Source organism: Lacihabitans sp. LS3-19 (assembly GCF_024343575.1).
In the GTDB taxonomy this organism is placed as follows: domain Bacteria; phylum Bacteroidota; class Bacteroidia; order Cytophagales; family Spirosomataceae; genus Leadbetterella.
This window is the reverse complement of record NZ_RJUA01000014.1, coordinates 20,801-40,726: the sequence shown is the minus strand read 5'-3', so window position 1 is coordinate 40,726 and position 19,926 is coordinate 20,801. Positions and strand designations below refer to the sequence as shown.

22 protein-coding genes are annotated in these 19,926 nt (G+C 35.1%); 21 read left to right on the top strand and 1 reads right to left on the bottom strand.

The genetic code is table 11. From position 1 onward, the window contains the following. Nucleotides 1-26 precede the first annotated feature (26 nt). The 11 genes from EGI22_RS11580 to EGI22_RS11530 all read left to right on the top strand — a co-directional run bounded on the left by EGI22_RS11580 (nt 27) and on the right by EGI22_RS11530 (nt 8,132). Nucleotides 27-920: an NAD(P)-dependent oxidoreductase gene (locus tag EGI22_RS11580; protein WP_255068557.1), complete on the top strand. Its 894-nt coding sequence runs from the start codon at nt 27-29 to the stop codon at nt 918-920. Between the two features lie 43 nt (nt 921-963). Further along, a complete protein-coding gene (locus EGI22_RS11575; protein WP_255068556.1) occupies nt 964-1,530 on the top strand; it encodes a dihydrofolate reductase family protein in 567 nt (188 codons plus the stop codon). A 373-nt stretch (nt 1,531-1,903) separates the two neighbouring features. Next, complete coding sequence (locus EGI22_RS11570; protein WP_255068555.1) at nt 1,904-2,776, top strand: aldo/keto reductase family oxidoreductase; 873 nt, start codon at nt 1,904-1,906, stop codon at nt 2,774-2,776. A gap of 179 nt (nt 2,777-2,955) precedes the next feature. Continuing rightward, nucleotides 2,956-3,246: a helix-turn-helix transcriptional regulator gene (locus EGI22_RS11565; RefSeq protein ID WP_255068554.1), complete on the top strand. Its 291-nt coding sequence runs from the start codon at nt 2,956-2,958 to the stop codon at nt 3,244-3,246. A gap of 62 nt (nt 3,247-3,308) precedes the next feature. After that, nucleotides 3,309-3,542, top strand: a complete 234-nt coding sequence (locus EGI22_RS11560; protein WP_255068553.1) for a thioredoxin family protein — start codon at nt 3,309-3,311, stop codon at nt 3,540-3,542. Nucleotides 3,543-3,546: 4 nt separating this feature from the next. Beyond that, on the top strand, nt 3,547-3,930 hold the full coding sequence (locus tag EGI22_RS11555; protein WP_255068552.1) for a rhodanese-like domain-containing protein: 384 nt from the start codon (nt 3,547-3,549) through the stop codon (nt 3,928-3,930). 16 nt (nt 3,931-3,946) lie between these two features. Next, nucleotides 3,947-4,921 carry a permease gene (locus EGI22_RS11550; protein ID WP_255068550.1) on the top strand — a complete coding sequence of 325 codons (975 nt, stop codon included), beginning with the start codon at nt 3,947-3,949 and terminating at the stop codon, nt 4,919-4,921. 239 nt (nt 4,922-5,160) lie between these two features. Further along, nucleotides 5,161-5,619: a DinB family protein gene (locus EGI22_RS11545; RefSeq protein WP_255068549.1), complete on the top strand. Its 459-nt coding sequence runs from the start codon at nt 5,161-5,163 to the stop codon at nt 5,617-5,619. 324 nt (nt 5,620-5,943) lie between these two features. Continuing rightward, nucleotides 5,944-6,963 carry a proline-specific peptidase family protein gene (locus EGI22_RS11540; protein ID WP_255068548.1) on the top strand — a complete coding sequence of 340 codons (1,020 nt, stop codon included), beginning with the start codon at nt 5,944-5,946 and terminating at the stop codon, nt 6,961-6,963. An 86-nt stretch (nt 6,964-7,049) separates the two neighbouring features. Continuing rightward, on the top strand, nt 7,050-7,556 hold the full coding sequence (locus EGI22_RS11535; RefSeq protein ID WP_255068546.1) for a thioredoxin family protein: 507 nt from the start codon (nt 7,050-7,052) through the stop codon (nt 7,554-7,556). 198 nt (nt 7,557-7,754) lie between these two features. Then, complete coding sequence (locus EGI22_RS11530) at nt 7,755-8,132, top strand: VOC family protein (RefSeq protein ID WP_255068545.1); 378 nt, start codon at nt 7,755-7,757, stop codon at nt 8,130-8,132. 560 nt (nt 8,133-8,692) lie between these two features. Here the strand turns inward: EGI22_RS11530 and nudK are convergent. Then, nucleotides 8,693-9,262, bottom strand: coding sequence for a GDP-mannose pyrophosphatase NudK (nudK, locus tag EGI22_RS11525; protein ID WP_255068544.1), 570 nt, complete (start codon nt 9,260-9,262; stop codon nt 8,693-8,695). 53 nt (nt 9,263-9,315) lie between these two features. Here nudK and EGI22_RS11520 point away from each other — a divergent pair, with 53 nt between their 5' ends. The 10 genes from EGI22_RS11520 (at nt 9,316) to EGI22_RS11475 (ending at nt 19,917) form a co-directional block, all read left to right on the top strand. Then, complete coding sequence (locus EGI22_RS11520; protein WP_255068543.1) at nt 9,316-10,065, top strand: DeoR/GlpR family DNA-binding transcription regulator; 750 nt, start codon at nt 9,316-9,318, stop codon at nt 10,063-10,065. Between the two features lie 71 nt (nt 10,066-10,136). Then, a complete protein-coding gene (rbsK, locus tag EGI22_RS11515; protein WP_262925435.1) occupies nt 10,137-11,039 on the top strand; it encodes a ribokinase in 903 nt (300 codons plus the stop codon). A gap of 8 nt (nt 11,040-11,047) precedes the next feature. Beyond that, nucleotides 11,048-11,989 (top strand): nucleoside hydrolase, encoded by a 942-nt coding sequence (locus tag EGI22_RS11510; RefSeq protein ID WP_255068542.1) that lies wholly within the window; start codon nt 11,048-11,050, stop codon nt 11,987-11,989. Nucleotides 11,990-12,204: 215 nt separating this feature from the next. Next, nucleotides 12,205-13,773, top strand: coding sequence for an ADP-ribosylglycohydrolase family protein (locus EGI22_RS11505; protein WP_255068541.1), 1,569 nt, complete (start codon nt 12,205-12,207; stop codon nt 13,771-13,773). Between the two features lie 79 nt (nt 13,774-13,852). Continuing rightward, complete coding sequence (locus tag EGI22_RS11500) at nt 13,853-14,848, top strand: GRP family sugar transporter (protein WP_255068540.1); 996 nt, start codon at nt 13,853-13,855, stop codon at nt 14,846-14,848. 113 nt (nt 14,849-14,961) lie between these two features. Further along, the gene (locus EGI22_RS11495; protein ID WP_255068539.1) at nt 14,962-16,086 is read left to right on the top strand and encodes a Fic family protein; all 1,125 of its coding nucleotides are present in this window, start codon (nt 14,962-14,964) and stop codon (nt 16,084-16,086) included. A 63-nt stretch (nt 16,087-16,149) separates the two neighbouring features. Further along, complete coding sequence (locus EGI22_RS11490) at nt 16,150-16,956, top strand: SUMF1/EgtB/PvdO family nonheme iron enzyme (RefSeq protein WP_255068538.1); 807 nt, start codon at nt 16,150-16,152, stop codon at nt 16,954-16,956. A gap of 155 nt (nt 16,957-17,111) precedes the next feature. After that, nucleotides 17,112-18,065, top strand: a complete 954-nt coding sequence (locus EGI22_RS11485; RefSeq protein ID WP_255068537.1) for an alpha/beta fold hydrolase — start codon at nt 17,112-17,114, stop codon at nt 18,063-18,065. Nucleotides 18,066-18,154: 89 nt separating this feature from the next. Continuing rightward, entirely contained in the window at nt 18,155-18,727 is a 573-nt protein-coding gene (locus EGI22_RS11480) for a DUF2911 domain-containing protein (protein WP_255068536.1), read from the top strand. 104 nt (nt 18,728-18,831) lie between these two features. Further along, nucleotides 18,832-19,917 carry a hypothetical protein gene (locus tag EGI22_RS11475; RefSeq protein ID WP_255068535.1) on the top strand — a complete coding sequence of 362 codons (1,086 nt, stop codon included), beginning with the start codon at nt 18,832-18,834 and terminating at the stop codon, nt 19,915-19,917. Nucleotides 19,918-19,926 lie beyond the last annotated feature (9 nt).

Genomic DNA, 19,926 nt, shown 5'->3' with positions numbered 1-19,926 from the left:
CCAAACTCAATCTTAAAAAACACCAAATGAGAATATTATTTACAGGAGGAACAGGCAAGGCGGGCAAACACGTAATACCTTATCTGCTCGAGCAAGGCCATAAAGTGCTGAATGTTGATCTGCGGCCTTTGGATTATCCTGGGGTTGATAATCTTATAGCAGACATTACGGATTCTGGGCAAATGTTTAATGCCATGAGCTCCTATACGGGTTTGCACGAACTGGAAATCGGCAATGGCGTACCCAAATTTGACGCGGTGGTGCATTTCGCGGCCGTTCCCAGAATATTGATAAAACCTGACAACGAGACTTTTAGAGTAAACACGATTGGCACTTACAATGTGATAGAAGCAGCCGTGAAACTGGGAATTAAAAAAATTATCATTGCTTCGTCTGAGACCACCTACGGCATTTGTTTTTCGGATGGTGAAACTGACCCAAAATCATTGCCGCTGGAAGAAGACTATGACGTTGACCCGATGGATAGCTATGGGTTGTCAAAAGTTGTGAACGAAAAAACGGCAAGGAGCTTCCAGCGTCGCTCGGGCTTTGATATTTATGCTCTTCGCATCGGCAATGTGATAGAACCGCATGAATACGCCGAACTGTTTCCCCATTATTTTAAAAACCCCAGAGTCCGCCGTAGAAATGCCTTCTGTTATATTGATGCCCGAGACTTGGGCCAGATTGTGGATTTATGTTTGCAAAAAGACGGCCTTGGCTATCAGGTTTTCAATGCCGGAAATGATCACAATGGAGCAATTTTGACCAACAAAGAGTTAATTGAAAGGTTTTTCGCCAATGTGCCAATCACCCGTGAATTGGAAGAGCACGAGGCTTTGTTTTCAAATCAAAAAATCCGTGAAGTGTTGGGCTTTAAAGAGCAACACAATTGGCGAAAATATGTAAAAGAGGAATGATTTGGCTTTAAACATAGGCCAAAACTCTAATTTATAAGTAAGCATGCGAAAGATAAAATTACAAGTTAGAATTACGATCGACGGTTTTGTGTCCGCACCAAATGGCGAAGAAGATTGGGACTTAATGCCAGACCCAGAAGTTTGGGAACTCGTCAATGAGCTTCCGGATAGCTCAGATACACTATTGCTTGGCAGAAAAATGGCGGAAAATTTCATTCCACATTTTGAAAGTTTTGAGGCCGAAAATCCTAGATATGCCTTTGCACAAAAAATGGTGAACATTCCAAAAGTTATCTTCAGCAAAACACTGGACCAACCTTTTGGCAAAAACACCAAACTTGCAAAAGGAAAACTTACAGACGAAATAGCAAACCTAAAAAATCAAACGGGCAAAGATATTTTGGTCTATGGCGGTGCAAGTTTTGTTTCTGCTTTGATAGCTGGAGGACACATTGACGAATTTTATTTCCTAGTAATACCAGAAATGAGATTTGAAGGCATCAGGATTTTTGATCTTTTAGAAAAACGACAAAAACTTACTTTGCTAGAAGCTAAACCTTTTGAAAATGGCATTTCATTGTTACATTACCAATTGAAAAAGGATATTTAAATTGTCCTTTCATTTTTTGTTATTTTAGATTTTTTAATACCGTTATCCGAGTAAAAATAAATAAATAGGGTTCATTATATCAGCCAGCACTGTTTGAACGCAATCAAAATTCTCTTTCGGAAATATTCCTAATATAAACTACCGATTAAGAGAATTTTGAGTGCGTGAGTTTGCTGGGTGCTGTTTTTTTTGCTTCGTTTTTTTTCGAAAAAAAATGAAGGCCCAGGCGGCAGCCGACACAAAGTAAATATGGGGTCATTTTCACCCAAGACAAAAAAAGTAGCTTAAATGGCCATGTATGACCGATTTGTTTCTAAAATATATTTTTGTGGTATACCAGTAATTTTTAAATACAAAACACTTTCAAAAAAACATGAGTAAAAAACCATTTTCTAAGATTATAGCCGGTACAATGACATGGGGCGTTTGGGGAAAAGACTGCAATACCAAGCAGATGATTGACCTGATGAATTGTTGCCTTGAAAACGAAATCACAACATTTGACCACGCTGACATTTACGGAGACTACACCACTGAAGCGGCTTTTGGAGAGGCTTTTAGCGAAAGCAAAATAGACAGAAGTCAAATTCAGTTGGTTTCGAAATGTGGTATTCAAATGCTGTCAGAGCCAAGAAAAACCTTTGTAAAACATTATGATTATTCTGCATCTTATATTGTTTGGTCTGTAGAGCAATCATTAAAAAACTTACAAACCGATTATTTAGATTTGCTATTATTGCATCGCCCGAGCCCATTGATGCAAGCCGACGAAATAGCAAAAGCCATAGAAAAACTTAAAAGTGATGGAAAAATTATTGATTTCGGCCTTTCAAATTTCACCCCATCACAAACAGATTTAATAGAGACAAAAACAAAAGTAGATTATAACCAAATCAAGTTTTCAATCACAGATTTTGAGGCCATGCTTGATGGCAGTTTAGACTACATGCAAACCCATAACATCAGGCCGATGAGTTGGTCTCCTTTGGGAACTGTTTTTAAAAAAGACGATGAAAAATCTCAAAGAATCAAGAAAATCGCGTCGGAATTTGCTTCAAAATATGAAGTTTCGATAGATATAATACTTCTTGCTTGGATTCTTAAACACCCCGCAGGAATTCTGCCAGTTTGTGGTACAGCTGACCCAGTCCGTATCGCCAACCTAATGAAGGCCACTAAAGTAGAGATGGAAATGCAAGATTGGTTTGCCCTTTGGACAAAAAGTGCAGGTGTTCCTGTGCCTTGATTTTATTTAAAATGTTAGTTTTGAATTGATTATAAAACCTGTAAGGCAAATAAATCTTGATATCATCTTTATTTTTACCCAAAAACAGGAAGGGTGCTAAAAAATTCATGGAAAAAGATTGGGAAAGAATTCCCTTGTTCATATTATTGCGAAAAACTAATAAATAAGAGCATCGTAAAATGAATTCCTATTCAGAAAAAGAAGAGAAAATTGCAAAGTATGCCAAAGTTTTGGGTCATCCTGCTCGTATTTTTATACTTAACTTTTTAGAGAAAAGATGCAGTTGCTTTGCTGGTGACATTTCAAGTCAACTGCCCATTGCAAACTCTACAGTCTCACAACACCTTTCGGCCTTAAAAGAAGCAGGTCTAATTCAAGGTACTATTTCACCTCCGACCATAAAATATTGCATAAACAAAGAAAATTGGGTTGAGGCAAAAGAGCTTTTCAAAGAGTTTTTTGAATTGTGACCTCAGTCATTTTTTTTAGGCTTTTATATTCGTTATTTTACGAAATACTAAATACTAATATAATGGATATCAAAGTACTTGGGCCGGGTTGCCCCAAATGTAAAACCACGTATAACAATGTTTTGGAAGCTTTAAAACAAACGGGAACACAAGCCATTGTTACCAAGATAGAGGATATTGAAGAAATGATGAAATACAATATACTTACCACGCCTGTATTGATGATCGACGACGTGATTAAAGTAAAAGGAAGAGTTGCTGACATAAAAGAAATCAAAGCGTTTTTAACAGCATAAATTAATGGAAACACAAAGCTTAGTAAAAGAAATTTGCCCAACAAGCACCCAAAAATGGGTAAAAGACGGTGCGGTATTGGTAGATGTCCGAGAAAAAGACGAAGTAGAAAAATCAACTTTTGATGTACCTAACATCCTTTACATTCCACTGAGTGAATTCGAAGATCGTTTTTCTGAAATTCCTCGTAATAAAAACGTTGTAGTGGTTTGTCAAAATGGAGGAAGGAGCTTGAGAGCTGCTGGATTTTTGGTAAATCATGGATATGAAAATGTGGTAAATATGCAACATGGCATGAACCGTTGGGTGGAGCGTGGTTTTCCTGTCAAGGGCATTGTAAATATTTCACCAAAAAACACTTCTTGCTGCTCAAGTTCAGGATGTTGTTAAATCCAAATAATACATAATGTTTACCTGGACTCAGAAACTCGCAGATTGGTTGGTGTATAGTATTTTGGGCATTCCCTATGGGAGCAAATTGGGCGACGCCTTAGATTTTTTCATATTGGATACGATCAAAATCCTAATCCTTTTATTTCTGATAACATCTATCATGGGTTTGGTCAACTCTTATTTTCCTGTAGACAAAATCCGTAATTTCCTATCTAGAAACAAGCTTTTTGGTTTGGAATACTTATTTGCCTCCACTTTTGGAGCCATCACGCCATTTTGTTCTTGTAGTTCAGTTCCTCTTTTTATTGGTTTTGTAAAAGGAGGTATTCCGCTTGGGGTAACATTCGCATTTTTAATTACCTCACCATTGGTTAATGAAGTTGCCGTTGCTATGTTTATTGGCTTATTTGGATTAAAACCTACCCTTATTTATGTATCGAGTGGTATCATTTTGGGTATGATTGGGGGCGGAATTCTTGGTAAACTAAAACTAGAAAAATACCTAACGCCATGGGTGCGAGGTATTTTAAAAAATGCTGAAAAGGAAGGTGGTTTTGAAGAAGAAAAGAAAAGTTTTCTTCAAAGAATACCAGAGGTTTTTAAAGAAGCAATGGGAATAATCAAAGGCGTATTTTGGTATATTATTATTGGTATTGGCATAGGAGCTGGTATGCATGGATTTATCCCGACAGGATTTTTTGAAGCATATATCAGCAAAGAAAACCCTCTGGCAGTGCCTATAGCTGTACTTTTGGGTGTTCCTATGTACAGCAATGCTGCAGGTGTTTTGCCAATAATTCAAGTTTTTGTACAGAAAGGTATACCAATAGGAACCGCCATAGCTTTTATGATGGCTGTAGTAGGTTTATCCATTCCAGAAGCTACGCTTTTGAAAAAAGTAATGACCTGGAAATTGATCGCTATTTTCTTTTCAGTAATTACGATTTTTATCATTATTTCAGGTTACATGTTTAATCTAATTTTATGATTTCATAAGCGTTATCCCTTTGCACGTTATTTACTTCCAATTTGATATTTAATTAGGGCAAAAACATTACTTTGATTTAATTGAAAAAGATAAGACGCTGGATTTTTTAATGTACAAATAGAATTTCGGTTTTAGCATTACCAAACACAAATTGATTCAGGAGAAAACAGGAAGAGACCTTTCAAGAATAAAAGCTAATTTGCAGAAAATGAAATAATTAAATCTCAAAAAAAAGACCAATGAAAACAAAAACTGAATTACAAATTGAACTTCTTACTGAGGCTCGAACACGACTCTCAAACCAATTGGAAAACATAAAAGAAGAGGATTTGAAAAAGAAACTAGGTTTATCGCCCAATTCTGTAGGTTTCCTCCTTCGACATATTGGAGATGTTGAATTGCTTTTTTCAAAAAATGTATTCGGAGCAGCTGACATAAAAGTCACCGCAAAAACGGTAATAGATAAGAGAGACACAGGCGAATGGACAAACCTTGGAGAGCTAATTGAATACATTAAATATTCATTTGAAAGTTTGAGAACAATTGTTGAAAAACAAACTGACGCTGACTGGGAGATAGAAATAAGCACAAAAGAATTTGGCACAAAAAGCAAGATTGAGGCCTTTGGGAGGATTGTTTCGCATACAGCATATCATGCCGGTCAAATAGCTATAATTAATAAATATGGCATATTTTAATATTGAAATAATAGGATACTATATTGAAAATAACCTATAAAATGATACTTTTAGAATTTAAAAAAATAAATTTCGCTATTTTTAAAGTAGAAGCCAAACATGAAAAAACACTCAAGTCAAAAATTTAACATCCTTCCGATTCATTTCTCTAAACGTATTCATTTTTAGCATTTTATCTGGCTTTCATATTATTATAATTCTTAGAATACTCTAATAATTAATCAACTAAATAAAAGCATTTGCACCGTTTGAGGTTTATTTGTACTTTGGTACAATGGCTTTCCTTTGGCCATTAAAGCAAATAACCATTTAAATTATAGATGTATGCGAACCCTCATTTTCATTTTAGCCATTAGTTTTACTTTTTCTTGTCAACAAAAAACTACCTCGTCGGAGGTTTCACAGGAAAATTATTTCAACTACGGAGATTCCCCAGAATCTGGTGGAGTAAAAATGATTCCGATCAAAACTCCAGTTGGCGATTTTAAGGTTTGGACCAAGCGTTTTGGCACCAATCCAAAAATAAAAATATTGCTTTTGCACGGAGGTCCAGCTATGACGCATGAATATATGGAGTGTTTCGAAACGTTTTTTCAAAGACAAGGTTTTGAGTTTTATGAATACGACCAGTTGGGTTCATACTACAGCGACCAACCCAAAGACCAAAGTTTATGGACTACCGAGCGTTTTGTGGAAGAAGTGGAACAAGTTCGACAGGCTATAGGGGCAGATAGTTCAAATTTTTATGTACTTGGCAACTCTTGGGGAGGCATACTTGCCATGGAATATGCCTTGAAATACCAAAAGAATTTAAAAGGATTGTTGGTAGCCAACATGGTAGCGAGTGCTCCAGAATATGGCAAATATGCCGACGAAGTACTTGGAAAGCAAATGAAGCCAGAAGTACTTGCCGAAATCAGAGCCATAGAAGCCAAAAAAGATTTTGATAATCCTCGCTATATGGAATTGCTCCTCCCAAATTATTACAAAGAACATTTGTGCCGCTTGGAAGAATGGCCAGATGGATTTAACCGATCAATGAAACACGGAAATATGGAAGTATATACCTTGATGCAAGGTCCGAGCGAGTTTGGAATTAGCGGGCGATTAGCCAACTGGGACATAAAAAATCGTTTAAAAGAAATCGCAGTTCCGACTTTAATGATTGGTGCCAAATATGACACTATGGACCCAAAAGCGATGGAAGAACAAAGCAAAATGGTACAAAAGGGCCGATATCTCTATTGTCCAAACGGTAGCCACTTGGCCATGTGGGATGATCAAAAAGTATTCATGGATGGCGTTATACAATTTATTAAAGATGTTGACGCTGAAACTTTATAATTCAAAAACCATATTGGTTTAATATTCTAGAAAAACTAAAATCATATTTTAAGCCAAATATACTTCATTTAAAAAATTCAAGAATAATGAAAAGAATTAATCTCTTTACTTTAACATTTTTACTAATCAGCAAACTCATATTAGCACAAAGTACGACGACACAAATCAATAAAAAATTATACGATCCAACAGAAGATGCTAAAGCAGAAATAGCTTCAGCAATAAAAAAAGCTAATGCCGAAGGAAAACATGTGTTATTACAAATTGGAGGAAATTGGTGCTCTTGGTGCCTTTTATTTGACCGAAAAATAAACTCGAATGATACATTGAGAAATGCCGTCGATAAGAATTTTGTAATATACCATTTAAATTATAGTCCCGAAAACTACAACAAAGAGGTATTGGCTTCATTGGATTTTCCGCAGCGATTTGGTTTTCCAGTTTTTGTAGTTTTAGATGGAAAAGGGAATAGAATCCATACCGAAAACAGTGCATATCTTGAGGAAGGCAAAGGACATAGCACAAAAAAAGTGTTGGCTTTTTTCCAAAATTGGTCTCCATCAGCACTTGATCCAAAGCATTATGAAAAGTGAGCTTATAACCCAATTTGAAATTTAACATTTGCTGGATTTCTTGTTTTTTAAAAATTTAAAACACTATAAATCAAATATTTAAAACAAAAACTATCAGAGAATGAAAAAAACTATTTTGACGATAAATTAATTACTATTTCATTTCTTTTAGGATATAGATTCAATTCTATATTAATAAATAAAAAACATTATTCAAACATGAAAAGAGTGACTGGCATTGGGGGAATTTTCTTTAAGAGCAAAGACCCAAAGGCAACAAACGAATGGTATAAAACACACCTAGGATTTGACACCACGCCTTATGGAACGACATTTGAGTGGAAAGACAATGATGATAGCACCAAAACAGGACAAACGCAGTGGAATCCATTTCCAGAAACCACGAAATATTTCGAACCATCAACAAAGGAGTTTATGATAAACTATAGAGTTGAAAACTTGGAAGCTATGGTCGAAGAACTACGCAAAGAAAACGTGACAATCCTAGATAAAATCGAGACGTATGATTACGGTAAATTTGTCCATATTTTAGACTTGGAAGGCAACAAAATCGAATTGTGGGAGCCTGTTGATTAATTGGTAATTGCTAAATGTTACGAGAAAACCAAAAGCCACGAATGCACTAATTTTCACTAATCTAGAAGTTAAAATCATTCGTGTTCAATTGTGAATTCGTGGCAAAAAAACAAAACCGATTACCAATAATGCACTATTTTTAACCAATCTAAACGTAAAAATTATTCGTGTTCATTCGTGCATTCGTGGCAAAAAAAATAAACCCAATTGCCACAAATGCACTAATTTTCACTGATCTAGACGTTAAAAATAATTCGTGATTATTCGTGAATTCGTGGCATAAATACTAAATCAATTGCCTCTAATACACTAGTTTTAACCAATCTAAACGTAAAAAAAATTTGTATTCATTCGTATATTCATGGCAAAAAATACTAAACCAAATGCCACGAATGCACTAATTTTCACTAATCTAAACGGTAAAAATCATTAGTGTTCATTTGTCAATTTGTGGCTAAAAATACTAAACCAATTGCCACTAATGCTTTAATTTTCACTAATCAGTGAGTTATGAATATCTATATTAATGAATGTATTCCTGGCTAAAAAAAACTTTATTTTCATCCCATCAAGTTTTCCAATTTTAAGTATTGAAGTAACATAATGGTTTTTGCATCTTTTATCTCTCCTGTTTTAATCATTTTTAAGGATTCTTCGAAATCTAACTCAAGCACCTCAATATTTTCATTATCAATACCTCCACCTTCATTAATTTTTAAATCTTCAGAATATTCGGCAACAAAAAAATACAATATCTCAGTAACCGAGCCGGGCGACATGTAAACTTCAAAAACCTTTTTTACCTCGCTTAATTTGTAGCCTGTTTCCTCTTCAGTTTCGCGTTTGATACAATCCTCCGGATTATCGGCATCCAAAAGTCCCGCACAAGCTTCTATAAGCATGCCATCAAGATTGCCATTAAGATAAGTCGGCATTCTAAACTGTTTGGTCAGAATAACTTTCTGTTTAGTTTTATTGTACAATAAAATAACAGCTCCGTTTCCTCTGTCATAAGCTTCTCTACTTTGCGTGACCCATTCTCCATTTTTCATTTGGTGATCAAAGGTAACTTTTTGCAAAACATACCAATTGTCGGAAAGCACCTCCTTCTTAATATTTTTTATATTCATTTTGATTGTTTTTGTTTATTTTTGATTATTTTTGAACAAATATAAAACTTAGAATGAGTTTCCAAACTAGAAAGCCTAAAATTTTAGAAATAATAGAGCAAAATGGCTCCGTTGAAGTTCAATCTTTGGCGTTTTTAATGCGAACTTCCGAAATAACTATAAGGAGAGATTTAAATACTTTAGCAGAGGATGGCTTGGTTTACAGAACACACGGAGGAGCAATGAAAATCAGCCTTACTAAAACCCCAATTGACTTTGCCAACAAATCCACAATAAATGCTGACTTGAAAGACGAAATATGTGTAAAAGCAGCCAAACTTATTCAAGATGGCGATATTGTTTTTTTAGATTGCGGAAGTACGGTTTTTAGGATGTGCCCATATATAAAAAGTAAAAAAATAAAAGTCGTAACGAATTCACTTCCAATAGTTAACGAACTTTTAAACACTGAGGTACAAGTGAATTTTGCTGGAGGCGAAATAGACGCAGAAAGACAGGCGGCCCATGGCAAAATAGCGAATGAGCACATAACCAGATACAAAGCCAATAAAGCTTTTTTAGGTGTTGATGGGATTTCTATAAAAAACGGTTTAAGTTCAAGCTCTGAAAAAGAAGCAGAAATGACTATGACTATGGCAAACAATGCTCTGGAAACTTTCTTTCTTTGTGATTCCACCAAATTTGAAAAAGATAAATACCTGCCTTTTGCGGAAATATCTTATGTAAAAAACTTAATTACAGATTCGAAAATTCCTTTAGAAATTGCCGATAAATATACATCCTCAGGTCTAAATCTACAATAATAAAATTTATCTCCGGCAAATTTGAATATTTCAATAAATATGACTTTATTTAGATATATTTTGATAAAATCTTGAATAAAATAATTGTAGTTGGTAGCTCAAATACCGACATGGTCATAAAGTCGGGCAAATTACCCGCCCCCGGTGAGACCATCCTTGGAGGAGAGTTTTTTATGAACGCAGGTGGTAAAGGAGCAAATCAGGCTGTTGCGGCGGCTAGACTTGGAGGCAAAACCGTCTTCGTTTGCAAAGTTGGTACAGACATTTTCGGCGACCAAGCACTTCAACAATTTGACAAAGAAGGCATTGATACTTCTTTTGTTTTTACTGACCCAATTCTACCTTCAGGTGTAGCCCTAATAAACGTTGATGCAAAAGGAGAAAACAGCATCACGGTAGCTTCTGGAGCTAACAGCACACTTTCTGAAAATGAATTAGATAAAGCAAGTTTAATTTTCGAAGCTGAAGATTTATTGTTAATACAATTAGAAACCCCACTAGAAACTGTAATTCATACCATTAAAAATGCGGCAGCAAAAGGGCTTAAAATTGTTTTAAATCCAGCACCTGCCACGAATTTACCAGAGGAAATATTCCAATATTTGTTCGCAATTACACCCAATGAAACAGAAGCTGAAATTTTAACAGGAATAAGTGTAACAGATGAAAACTCTGCTCAAAAAGCCGCAGAAATTTTAATGCAAAAAGGGGTGGAAAATGTTGTGATAACCTTAGGCTCAAAAGGAGCTTACCTTAAAAATGAAAATTTTTCGGGTATAATATCAACCGAAAAAGTAGATGCATTAGACACAACTGCTGCAGGAGATTGCTTTAGTGGAGCTTTTTGTGTGGGCGTATTAGAAGGCAAAACTATAGAAAATGCCGTAAAGTTTGCTTGCCAAGCTGCATCTATATCCGTAACCCGAATGGGTGCTCAAGCTTCGATTCCTTACCGAAATGAACTAAATAGCTAATTTTAAAAATGAAAAAAAGATTTACAGTATTCTTCCTCATTATTAGTTTCTGGACAAATGCACAAAGACAAAAAGTAATCTTTGATTGCGACTTAGGAGATGATATAGATGATGCTTTTGCTTTGGCGATGCTTTTAACCCAACAAGACAAACTCGAGATTTTGGGAATTACGACTTGCTATGGCAGAACTGACGATCGGGCAAAAGTAGCTCAAAAAATGCTTTATGAAACAGGCCAAAGCCATATACCTGTTGCCTTGGGAAGAAATACTTCCTCAAAAGATGCTCGTGCCAATTGGTATGCAGAGCAATATTATTGGGCAAAAGACTTCAATAAATTGCAACCTATTAAGCAATCAGCGGCGGATTTTATCATTGAAAACATCAAAAAATACCCCAAAGAAGTCATTATCATTTCTGTCGGTCCAGTCACTAATATGGCAGATGTGATAGACAAAGACCCGAATGCCCTCAAAATGGCAAAGAAAGTTTATGCCATGTTTGGTTCGTTTTATATTGGCTACAATACTAGCCCAGAAATCAACGCGGAATGGAACGTAAAAGTGGATATTCCCGCTTCGCAAAAATTTGTAAACTCTGGTGCAGACATAGTATACGCTGGTTTGGACGTAACCGCCATGGTAAAACTCGACAAAGCCAAAAGAGATTTATTGCTTATGCGTCAGTCGCCGATTACCAACGCATTGTCTGCCCTTTATGTACTTTGGGGGCACGAAACGCCCACCTTGTTTGACCCTGTGGCCATTGGCATGATCATTTATCCAGAGCTTTTTAAAACTAAAAAAGTCAATACTTATGTTGATGATCAAGGTTTTACAAGAATGAATGAAACAAAACCACCCAATGCCGAAATAGGCGTTTGGATAGATTCCAATGAGTTTTTGAAAAGAATAATGCAAGGGTATATGTTGCAAAATTTGGAAAGATGAGGAGATTTTCGATTGATTCGATTTACGATTTACGATTTACGATTTACGATTTTACAATTGAAGATTTGAATACATGGTTCAAATAATTGATATAAATTTGATTGCACTTCTTTAGTTTTCTTTTAAAATTCTATTTTTAAAAATCCAACAAAATAAAATTTCTATTCAATAATTAAACAAAAAATAATTATCATAAAACACTAATTATAAGATATATGAAAGTTTTTAAAGTCGTTTTTTTAATTCTGATTTTGGGAAATATTTCCTTTGCTCAACAAAAAACTATAACCTTTACCAAAACCCAATTGAAAGACAAAATAATGGGAGGCTGGGCAGGTCAAACCATAGGCGTGACTTTTGGCGGACCGATGGAATTTCGATACAATGGCACCATCATCAACGAATATCAACCTGTGCCTTGGTATGATGGTTACCTCAAAAAAACAATGCTCAATAATCCAGGCTTGTACGATGATCTTTACATGGATTTGACATTTGTCGATGTTTTCGAAAAAGAAGGTCTGGATGCTCCAGTTTCTTCACATGCCAATGCCTTCGCCAATGCTGGTTATGCACTTTGGCATGCGAACCAAGCCGCCAGATATAATATTTTGCATGGCATATCGGCACCAGAGTCTGGCCAATGGAAAAATAACCCACATGCCGACTGTATCGACTATCAAATCGAATGTGATTTCGCTGGTTTGATGTCTCCCGGAATGCCAAATACTGCATCTGCTATTTCTGACAAAATTGGCCATATCATGAACTCCGGCGATGGCTATTATGGAGGCGTATTTCTTGGAGCTTGTTACACATTGGCATTTACGTCCACAGACATCAAATACATTATAAATGAGGCACTTAAGACTATACCAAAAGAAAGTAATTATTACAAATGTATAGCAGATGTGATCGTATTACACAAGGCAAATCCGACGGACTGGAAAAAAACTTGGTATGCCTTACAAGACAAATGGGCTCAAGATATTGGTTGTCCAGACGGTGTTTTTGCACCTTTCAACATAGACGCAACCTTAAACTCGGCTTATGTGGTTTTGGGTTTATTATACGGCAACGGCGACTATACCCAAACCATGGAAATAACGACACGTTGCGGCCAAGATGCCGACTGTAATCCTTCCTCAGCAGGTGGAATTTTGGGAACTGTTTTGGGTTATTCAAATATCCCAGACTATTGGAAAATGGGTTTAAAAGAAGCAGAAGACATTGATTTTAAATACACTACCATTTCATTAAACAAAGTTTATGATATTGGATTCAAACACGCACTTCAAAATATTGAAAGAAATGGCGGCAAAATTAATGGGGATAAAATCACGATAGCTCTACAAAAACCCGAAACTGTAAAAATGGAAAAGAGTTTTGAAGGTGTATATCCGGTAGACAAAGTTTATGCAAATGTAAATCTTAAAGATGAGTACAGTTTCGATTTTGAAGGTACTGGATTTGTCGTAAAAGGCGAAATGGCAAAATGGGCTTCTGAAAGTCAGTATGTATTCGAAGTAGAAGTTTATTTAGATGATAAACTTATAGAAAAAGCCCTTTTACCGACAAGTTTTAAAGACCGAAGACATGAAATAGCTTGGAAATATGACATTCCAAAAGGAAAACATCAGGTGAAATTAAAAATCTTGAACCCTAGCCAAACTTTAGATTGTAGAGTGAGTGAGGTGTTAGTTTATAGTGACCAAGCCAATGATTTTACTAACCAGACAATTTATCGTTTTGGTCCGAAGAAGTTTTTTCCTAAGAAGAATTGAAAAGTCATGATTAGCACACGGATCTAAGGGATTAGACACGGATATTTTTTAAATAACCCTAAAAAAATTTAAAACTATTATGTTTATCATTGAAAACTATTCTATTGCAGTCCTTTTTTGCATAGTTACTATGCTTTGTTGGGGCTCTTGGGCAAATACCCAAAAACTCGCCAACGCAGGTTGGAGATTTGAGCTTTTTTATTGGGACTATGTGATCGGCATACTGCTTACAAGTTTACTTTTTGCTTTTACTTTAGGCAGTTCCGGGGAAGGTGGCAGAAGTTTTCTGGAAGATTTCCACCAAGCAGATCAAGGCAATATCAATTCGGCTTTGATTGGAGGATTGGTATTTAATATTGCCAATATTTTGCTCGTGGCTGCAATTTCCATCGCGGGCATGTCCGTTGCATTTCCAGTCGGGATAGGTTTAGCTTTGGTAGTTGGCGTAATTGTAAACTATCTTGACAATCCATTGGGCAATTCGACTTTGTTGTTTTTGGGTGTAGCATTGGTTGTAGCTGCTATATTATTAAATGCCTCAGCATACCGTAAAATGGCATCTGCCGCGTCTAAAGTTTCAACAAAAGGCTTAGCACTGTCGGTAATTGCCGGTTTGTTGATGGGATTATTTTATAAATATGTAGCAAACAGCATGTTTACTGACTTCACACAACCTGAAGCTGGTAAACTTAGTCCTTACACCGCCGTGGTATTCTTTTCAATAGGTATATTTCTAAGCAATTTTATCATCAATACCATCTTAATGTATAAACCTTTCGTAGGTGATCCTGTTAGTTTTGGAGATTATTTCAAAGGCACTAGCAAGAGTCATTTGATGGGAATTTTGGGAGGTTCTATTTGGTGTATCGGCATGTCTTTCAGCATATTGGCTTCGGACAAAGCAGGTGCTGCCATTTCTTATGGTTTGGGGCAAGGTGCAACAATTATAGCGGCTATTTGGGGAATATTTATTTGGAAAGAATTTAAAGATGCTCCAAAAGGCACTTCTACCTTACTCAACATTATGCTATTGTGCTATTTGGTAGGCTTGGGAATGATTATTATGGCAAGATAAAGTTAGAAATTTGCCAAATATTCAAAATGATTTTAAAAATTTGATTTATAAAAACACTTTCTATAACTCATAATTTGATTATATTTGAGCTATAAAAACAATTTCTATAGCTCATGCAATGGATCTGGGAAAATAAAAACTGGCCAAATTTCGAATATGATTCTTCAAAATTAGTGGAATTGGAGAATGAATTTCTTCAGAATTCAGGTAAAATAATTGGCATAATAAGTCATATTCAGCCAAATGATATAGAAAATCTTAAAATAGAAATTTTAACTCAAGAAGCTGTTTCTTCATCAGGTATCGAAGGTGAAATATTACAAAGAGAATCCGTCCAAAGTTCTATCAGAAAGCATCTTGGTTTAAAAACCGATTATATAAAAATACCTGCCAATGCAGCTGGTGTTTCTGAAATGATGGTAGATGTGCATCTTAAATTTGACCAAACACTTGCTCACCAGACATTTTTTGAATGGCACAAAATGCTCATGAATGGCAGAAGAGATATTGAAGTAATTGGAAATTACAGGCAGCATATTGAACCTATGCAAATTGTTTCAGGAAATTTGAATGCTCCAAAAGTATATTATGAAGCCCCACCATCAGCAGTTGTTAAATCCGAAATGGAGCAATTTATCAATTGGTATTTGGAAAACATATCGAATTCTGAAAAATATTCTTTCATTGAATTTGTCGGAATTGCACATTTGGTTTTTGAAATAATTCACCCTTTTGAAGATGGGAACGGCAGATTGGGTAGGGCTTTAGTTGAAAAGGCAATTTCACAAAAACTAAAAACGCCTACGCTAAATTCGTTCTCAAAAGTCATTGAATTAAATAAAAAAGAATATTATGAGGCACTTCAGAGTTCAAATTTTAGTTTGAATATAGACAAATGGCTGTTGTTTTTTGGAAAAAAAATTTTAGAATCTCAAGAATATACAATCAAATTAATAGAATTTATTATAGCAAAAACCAAGTTTTTTATAAAATTCAATTCCTCCTTAAACGAAAGACAATTAAAGGTTTTACTTCGTGTTTTTGAAGAAGGCATTGTTGGATTTAAAGGTGGTTTAAGTGCTGCAAATTATAAAACAATTTGTGGGACATCATCTGCAACAGCAACAAGAGATTTACAAGAATTGGTAAGTATTAATGCACTCACTAAAACCGGCGAATTAAAACATACGCGATATCATATAAATTTTGAAAATCTCGAATCTTTCTTTATGCTATAAATTTTTCAAAAATAAAGTGCGTTTCTTTTCGTTAAAAATCCAAATTAAAAACACCTATTTATCATGAAAAAATTATTATTCACTTCAATCTTTGTCGCATTTATTTTCATTTCTTGGACTTCTAAACCTACCATCTCAAAAAAACTTGATAAAATAATAAAAGGAAACTGGGCATACATTCCTGCTGGAAAAGCAAAAGTGGATGACAAATTTCAGGAGGTAAAAGAGTTTTATATTCTAAAATCTGAGGTCAGCAATTTAGACTATCAAGAGTTTCTAAAAGCTATCAAAAATACACCCGACTACCAAAAAGCTCTTCCTGATCCTGAGGTATGGAGTAGCCCAAATGGTAAAAATGAAGATTTCAAAAATCAATATTTTACTTATCCTGGTTTTAAAAACTATCCTGTAGTTGGTGTGAGTTATAACGCTGCAAAAATATACTGCCGATGGTTAGAAAAGACAATAAATGCAGAATTAGAATCAAAAGAAAAAATAGAAATTAAACTACCAAGTGAAGCAGAATGGGTAAGAGCAGCAAGGGGAGATAAACATACCTCTATGTTTCCTTGGGGCAGCCCTTATTTAAAAACCGGAAAAGGAAAATACTTAGCTAATTATAAAACAGGTGAACCCATAAACGGTAATATTTCTGTAATTACATCAGATGTTTATTCATTTTATAAAAACGCATTTGGAGTATATCAAATGAGCGGAAATGTATCAGAAATGACCGATGAACCTAAAGCTGTAAAAGGCGGTAGTTGGAACTCCGAAGCAAAAGCTTTAGAAATAAATAATAAACAATTCATAGAAGTACCGAGCAAAGAAGTTGGTTTTAGACCAATTTTAAAGCTTTTGGTACAATAAATATTTCTTCAAATATCATAGGTAATATACAGCCTTTTAAAAAAAATATCGAAATTGTGATTAATTTTATCGTTTACTACGAAATACAGGTAATTAATTAAATATTAATCTATTAAAAAAATAAACGTTGCTTTTTCGAAAGGAATAACGATTAAATGAAATTTCTAAAAATACTATTTATTACACTTTTTGTTGGCCTTTTGGCTTTGATTATTACGTTTTGGAAGAATGATTTATCCGTAGATTATTTAAAATCCAAATACGCAAATGAAGAATCGGAATTTATGCCGATTAATGGTATTCAGGTGCATTTTAGAGATCAAGGTCTAGCTTCAGACTCTTTACCTTTAGTGCTTATCCATGGCACTGCTGCGAGCCTTCATACTTGGGAACCTTGGGTCTCTGAACTTAAAGAAACAAAACGCATTATTACCTTCGATTTACCAGCTTACGGACTTACTGGGCCAAATGCCAATCACGATTATTCGCAAAAAGCTTATGTAGAAATGCTGGACAGTTTGTTAATTAAGCTAAAAAAAAATCGGTGCATTTTGGGAGGAAACTCTTTAGGAGGATCGGTTAGCTGGAATTACGCAATTGAGCATCCTGAAAAAATAGAAAAGCTAATATTGGTAGATGCAGGAGGATATCCGCTAAAGTCTACCTCTGTTCCATTAGCATTTAAATTGGCCAAAATACCCATTTTAAGCAATTTACTAGAATATATTACGCCAAGAGCGATGGTTGAATCCAGTGTTAAGAATGTTTATTTTGACCCATCAAAAGTTTCAAACGAATTGATTGATAGATATTATGAACTTACACTAAGAGAGGGCAATCGAGAAGCGTTTAAAGAGCGTTTGGCTTCAACAAAAAATACAGCTAGCAAAAACAATACAAGCGAACTAATTAAAACTATAAAAGTACCTACCTTAATTTTATGGGGTGACGGTGACCAACTTATTCCTGTGGAATCTGCCTATAAATTCCATGACGATTTGCCAAATGACACTTTGGTAATATTGAAAAACCTAGGTCATGTACCTATGGAAGAAGACCCAAAAGCAAGCGTAAAAGCAGTGAAAGAATTTATCAATAAGGTTTATTGAGTGTAATTAGCCGATAAAAACCTCCAATTTGTCATCTAAACAACATTCTTTTTGAACAAAATAGCGATATTTGAGAAAAAACTAAAATCATGAGAAAAAACATTTCGTACATTATTCTTCTATTAACTATTACAATTACCACCCAAGCCCAACAATTCAGGGGTCTTGACAAAAGCGTGATGGATATGTCTTACTACCCAGACAATTACGCCCATGATCGCACTTACGCTCCAGAAAAAATAGGTGGTGAAAAAGCCCGTGTTCGTATTACTTATACAAGGCCAGCTAAAATAGACAGAGAGATTTTTGGCAAATTGGTGCCCTATGACAAATTATGGAGATTAGGAGCCAACGAAGCTTCTGAAATTAAGTTTTATCAAAACGTTACCATAATGGGACAAAAGGTAAAAGCAGGAAGCTACACGTTATTTGCCATACCTTCTGAAAACGAATGGACCATTATTCTAAACAAAGAATTGGATGTTTGGGGAGATGCAGAGTATAAAGAAAAAGACAATGTATTGAGCGTAAAAGTTAAAACTAAACCAACAGAAGAAATGGTAGAAAACTTTTCGATACAGTTTTCAAAAAGTGCTACCAAAGGAGCAGACATGAATATTGCCTGGGACAAAACAATGGTTTCAGTGCCAATAGAATTTTAAAAATTGAAGCTTAAGTATAGGTAAAGCTCATTCGCAAGAATGGGCTTTTTTTGTTTCAAACGATTCAAAAATATAGTATATTTAGCCTTAAAATCAACCCAAAAATGAAAAAGAATTTCTCAATCTTAGTTTTCTTATTTATCCTCACCCATTCTTGCTTTGCCAAAACTCCCCAACTTTCATTTTTCAATGAAATGAAGGGACCTGAATTAAAAACTTTTTTCGCTGACCCAAGAATAATTCCGACGCTTTCTACCCTAAAAGCGGAAATAAGAATGGGCATTTTGGACTTAACACCCGAGCGAGCCGAAATATTGAGAGAATTAAATAAAGCAGGAATTCCTGTGGTGGCTTGGTTACTATTATCAGAAGAAAAAGGCTATTTTTTCCATGCGGGCAATGGTGAATTGGCCATAGAACGTTATAAAGAAGTTAAGGCTTGGGCTGACAAAGAAGGGATTGTTTTCAAAGGAATTGGCATAGATTTAGAGCTTGATATGAACGACCTAAAAGCTTTCAAAGCCAACAAATGGAAGTTTTTTATGAGTTTACCACCAAGACTTTACGACAAAAAAAAGATCATAGATGGACTCAAAACATATAATAAATTATTAGAAATCATAAAAAAAGATGGGTATCCAATAGAAAGTTATTTTGCTTCGTTTATTAAAGATGAAACTAAAAACGGAACTACCTCTATACAACAACTCAGTGGATTTTTAGATGTAAAAGTCGAAAAAGAAATACCGATGCTTTATACTTCATTTATGGGAAATGCCTACGGAATTTTGGAGGTAAATGGTAGAGAGCAAAATCTAAAAGCAGTGGCACTAGGAAGTACAGGTGGCGGAATAGATCCTTCTATGCCTTCACTTACATGGGAAGACCTTTCTAATGATTTGAGGCATGCCGCTCAATTTGCCGACGAAATCCATATCTTTAGCCTCGAAGGTGCCGTTTGGAAAGGTTTTATGCCTCGACTTATTGGTTTTGATTATGACATTAAAATCGAAGAAAAACCTGAGGAAATAGAAAATGTCAAAAAATTACAATCTAGAATAATCATGCTATCAAATATTCTTAGTCATCCTACTCTTATGTTTATTGGCGTTTTCATAATTTTTACAACAATAATTTGGTTGCTATATAAACTCATAAAGTTCATTTATGGCAGAATAGCCAATAAATAATATTTTACC

Bases quoted from the DNA above. Each gene is read 5' to 3' on its own strand.
- EGI22_RS11540 (WP_255068548.1), top strand. From the start codon at position 5,944: ATGCGAACCCTCATTTTCATTTTAGCCATTAGTTTTACTTTTTCTTGT.
- EGI22_RS11545 (WP_255068549.1), top strand. From the start codon at position 5,161: ATGAAAACAAAAACTGAATTACAAATTGAACTTCTTACTGAGGCTCGA.
- EGI22_RS11495 (WP_255068539.1), top strand. From the start codon at position 14,962: ATGCAATGGATCTGGGAAAATAAAAACTGGCCAAATTTCGAATATGAT.
- EGI22_RS11555 (WP_255068552.1), top strand. From the start codon at position 3,547: ATGGAAACACAAAGCTTAGTAAAAGAAATTTGCCCAACAAGCACCCAA.
- EGI22_RS11550 (WP_255068550.1), top strand. From the start codon at position 3,947: ATGTTTACCTGGACTCAGAAACTCGCAGATTGGTTGGTGTATAGTATT.
- EGI22_RS11510 (WP_255068542.1), top strand. From the start codon at position 11,048: ATGAAAAAAAGATTTACAGTATTCTTCCTCATTATTAGTTTCTGGACA.
- nudK (WP_255068544.1), bottom strand. From the start codon at position 9,262: ATGAATATAAAAAATATTAAGAAGGAGGTGCTTTCCGACAATTGGTAT.
- EGI22_RS11530 (WP_255068545.1), top strand. From the start codon at position 7,755: ATGAAAAGAGTGACTGGCATTGGGGGAATTTTCTTTAAGAGCAAAGAC.
- EGI22_RS11560 (WP_255068553.1), top strand. From the start codon at position 3,309: ATGGATATCAAAGTACTTGGGCCGGGTTGCCCCAAATGTAAAACCACG.
- EGI22_RS11485 (WP_255068537.1), top strand. From the start codon at position 17,112: ATGAAATTTCTAAAAATACTATTTATTACACTTTTTGTTGGCCTTTTG.
- EGI22_RS11520 (WP_255068543.1), top strand. From the start codon at position 9,316: ATGAGTTTCCAAACTAGAAAGCCTAAAATTTTAGAAATAATAGAGCAA.
- EGI22_RS11475 (WP_255068535.1), top strand. From the start codon at position 18,832: ATGAAAAAGAATTTCTCAATCTTAGTTTTCTTATTTATCCTCACCCAT.
- EGI22_RS11500 (WP_255068540.1), top strand. From the start codon at position 13,853: ATGTTTATCATTGAAAACTATTCTATTGCAGTCCTTTTTTGCATAGTT.
- EGI22_RS11570 (WP_255068555.1), top strand. From the start codon at position 1,904: ATGAGTAAAAAACCATTTTCTAAGATTATAGCCGGTACAATGACATGG.
- EGI22_RS11565 (WP_255068554.1), top strand. From the start codon at position 2,956: ATGAATTCCTATTCAGAAAAAGAAGAGAAAATTGCAAAGTATGCCAAA.
- EGI22_RS11505 (WP_255068541.1), top strand. From the start codon at position 12,205: ATGAAAGTTTTTAAAGTCGTTTTTTTAATTCTGATTTTGGGAAATATT.
- EGI22_RS11490 (WP_255068538.1), top strand. From the start codon at position 16,150: ATGAAAAAATTATTATTCACTTCAATCTTTGTCGCATTTATTTTCATT.
- EGI22_RS11535 (WP_255068546.1), top strand. From the start codon at position 7,050: ATGAAAAGAATTAATCTCTTTACTTTAACATTTTTACTAATCAGCAAA.
- EGI22_RS11575 (WP_255068556.1), top strand. From the start codon at position 964: ATGCGAAAGATAAAATTACAAGTTAGAATTACGATCGACGGTTTTGTG.
- EGI22_RS11580 (WP_255068557.1), top strand. From the start codon at position 27: ATGAGAATATTATTTACAGGAGGAACAGGCAAGGCGGGCAAACACGTA.
- EGI22_RS11480 (WP_255068536.1), top strand. From the start codon at position 18,155: ATGAGAAAAAACATTTCGTACATTATTCTTCTATTAACTATTACAATT.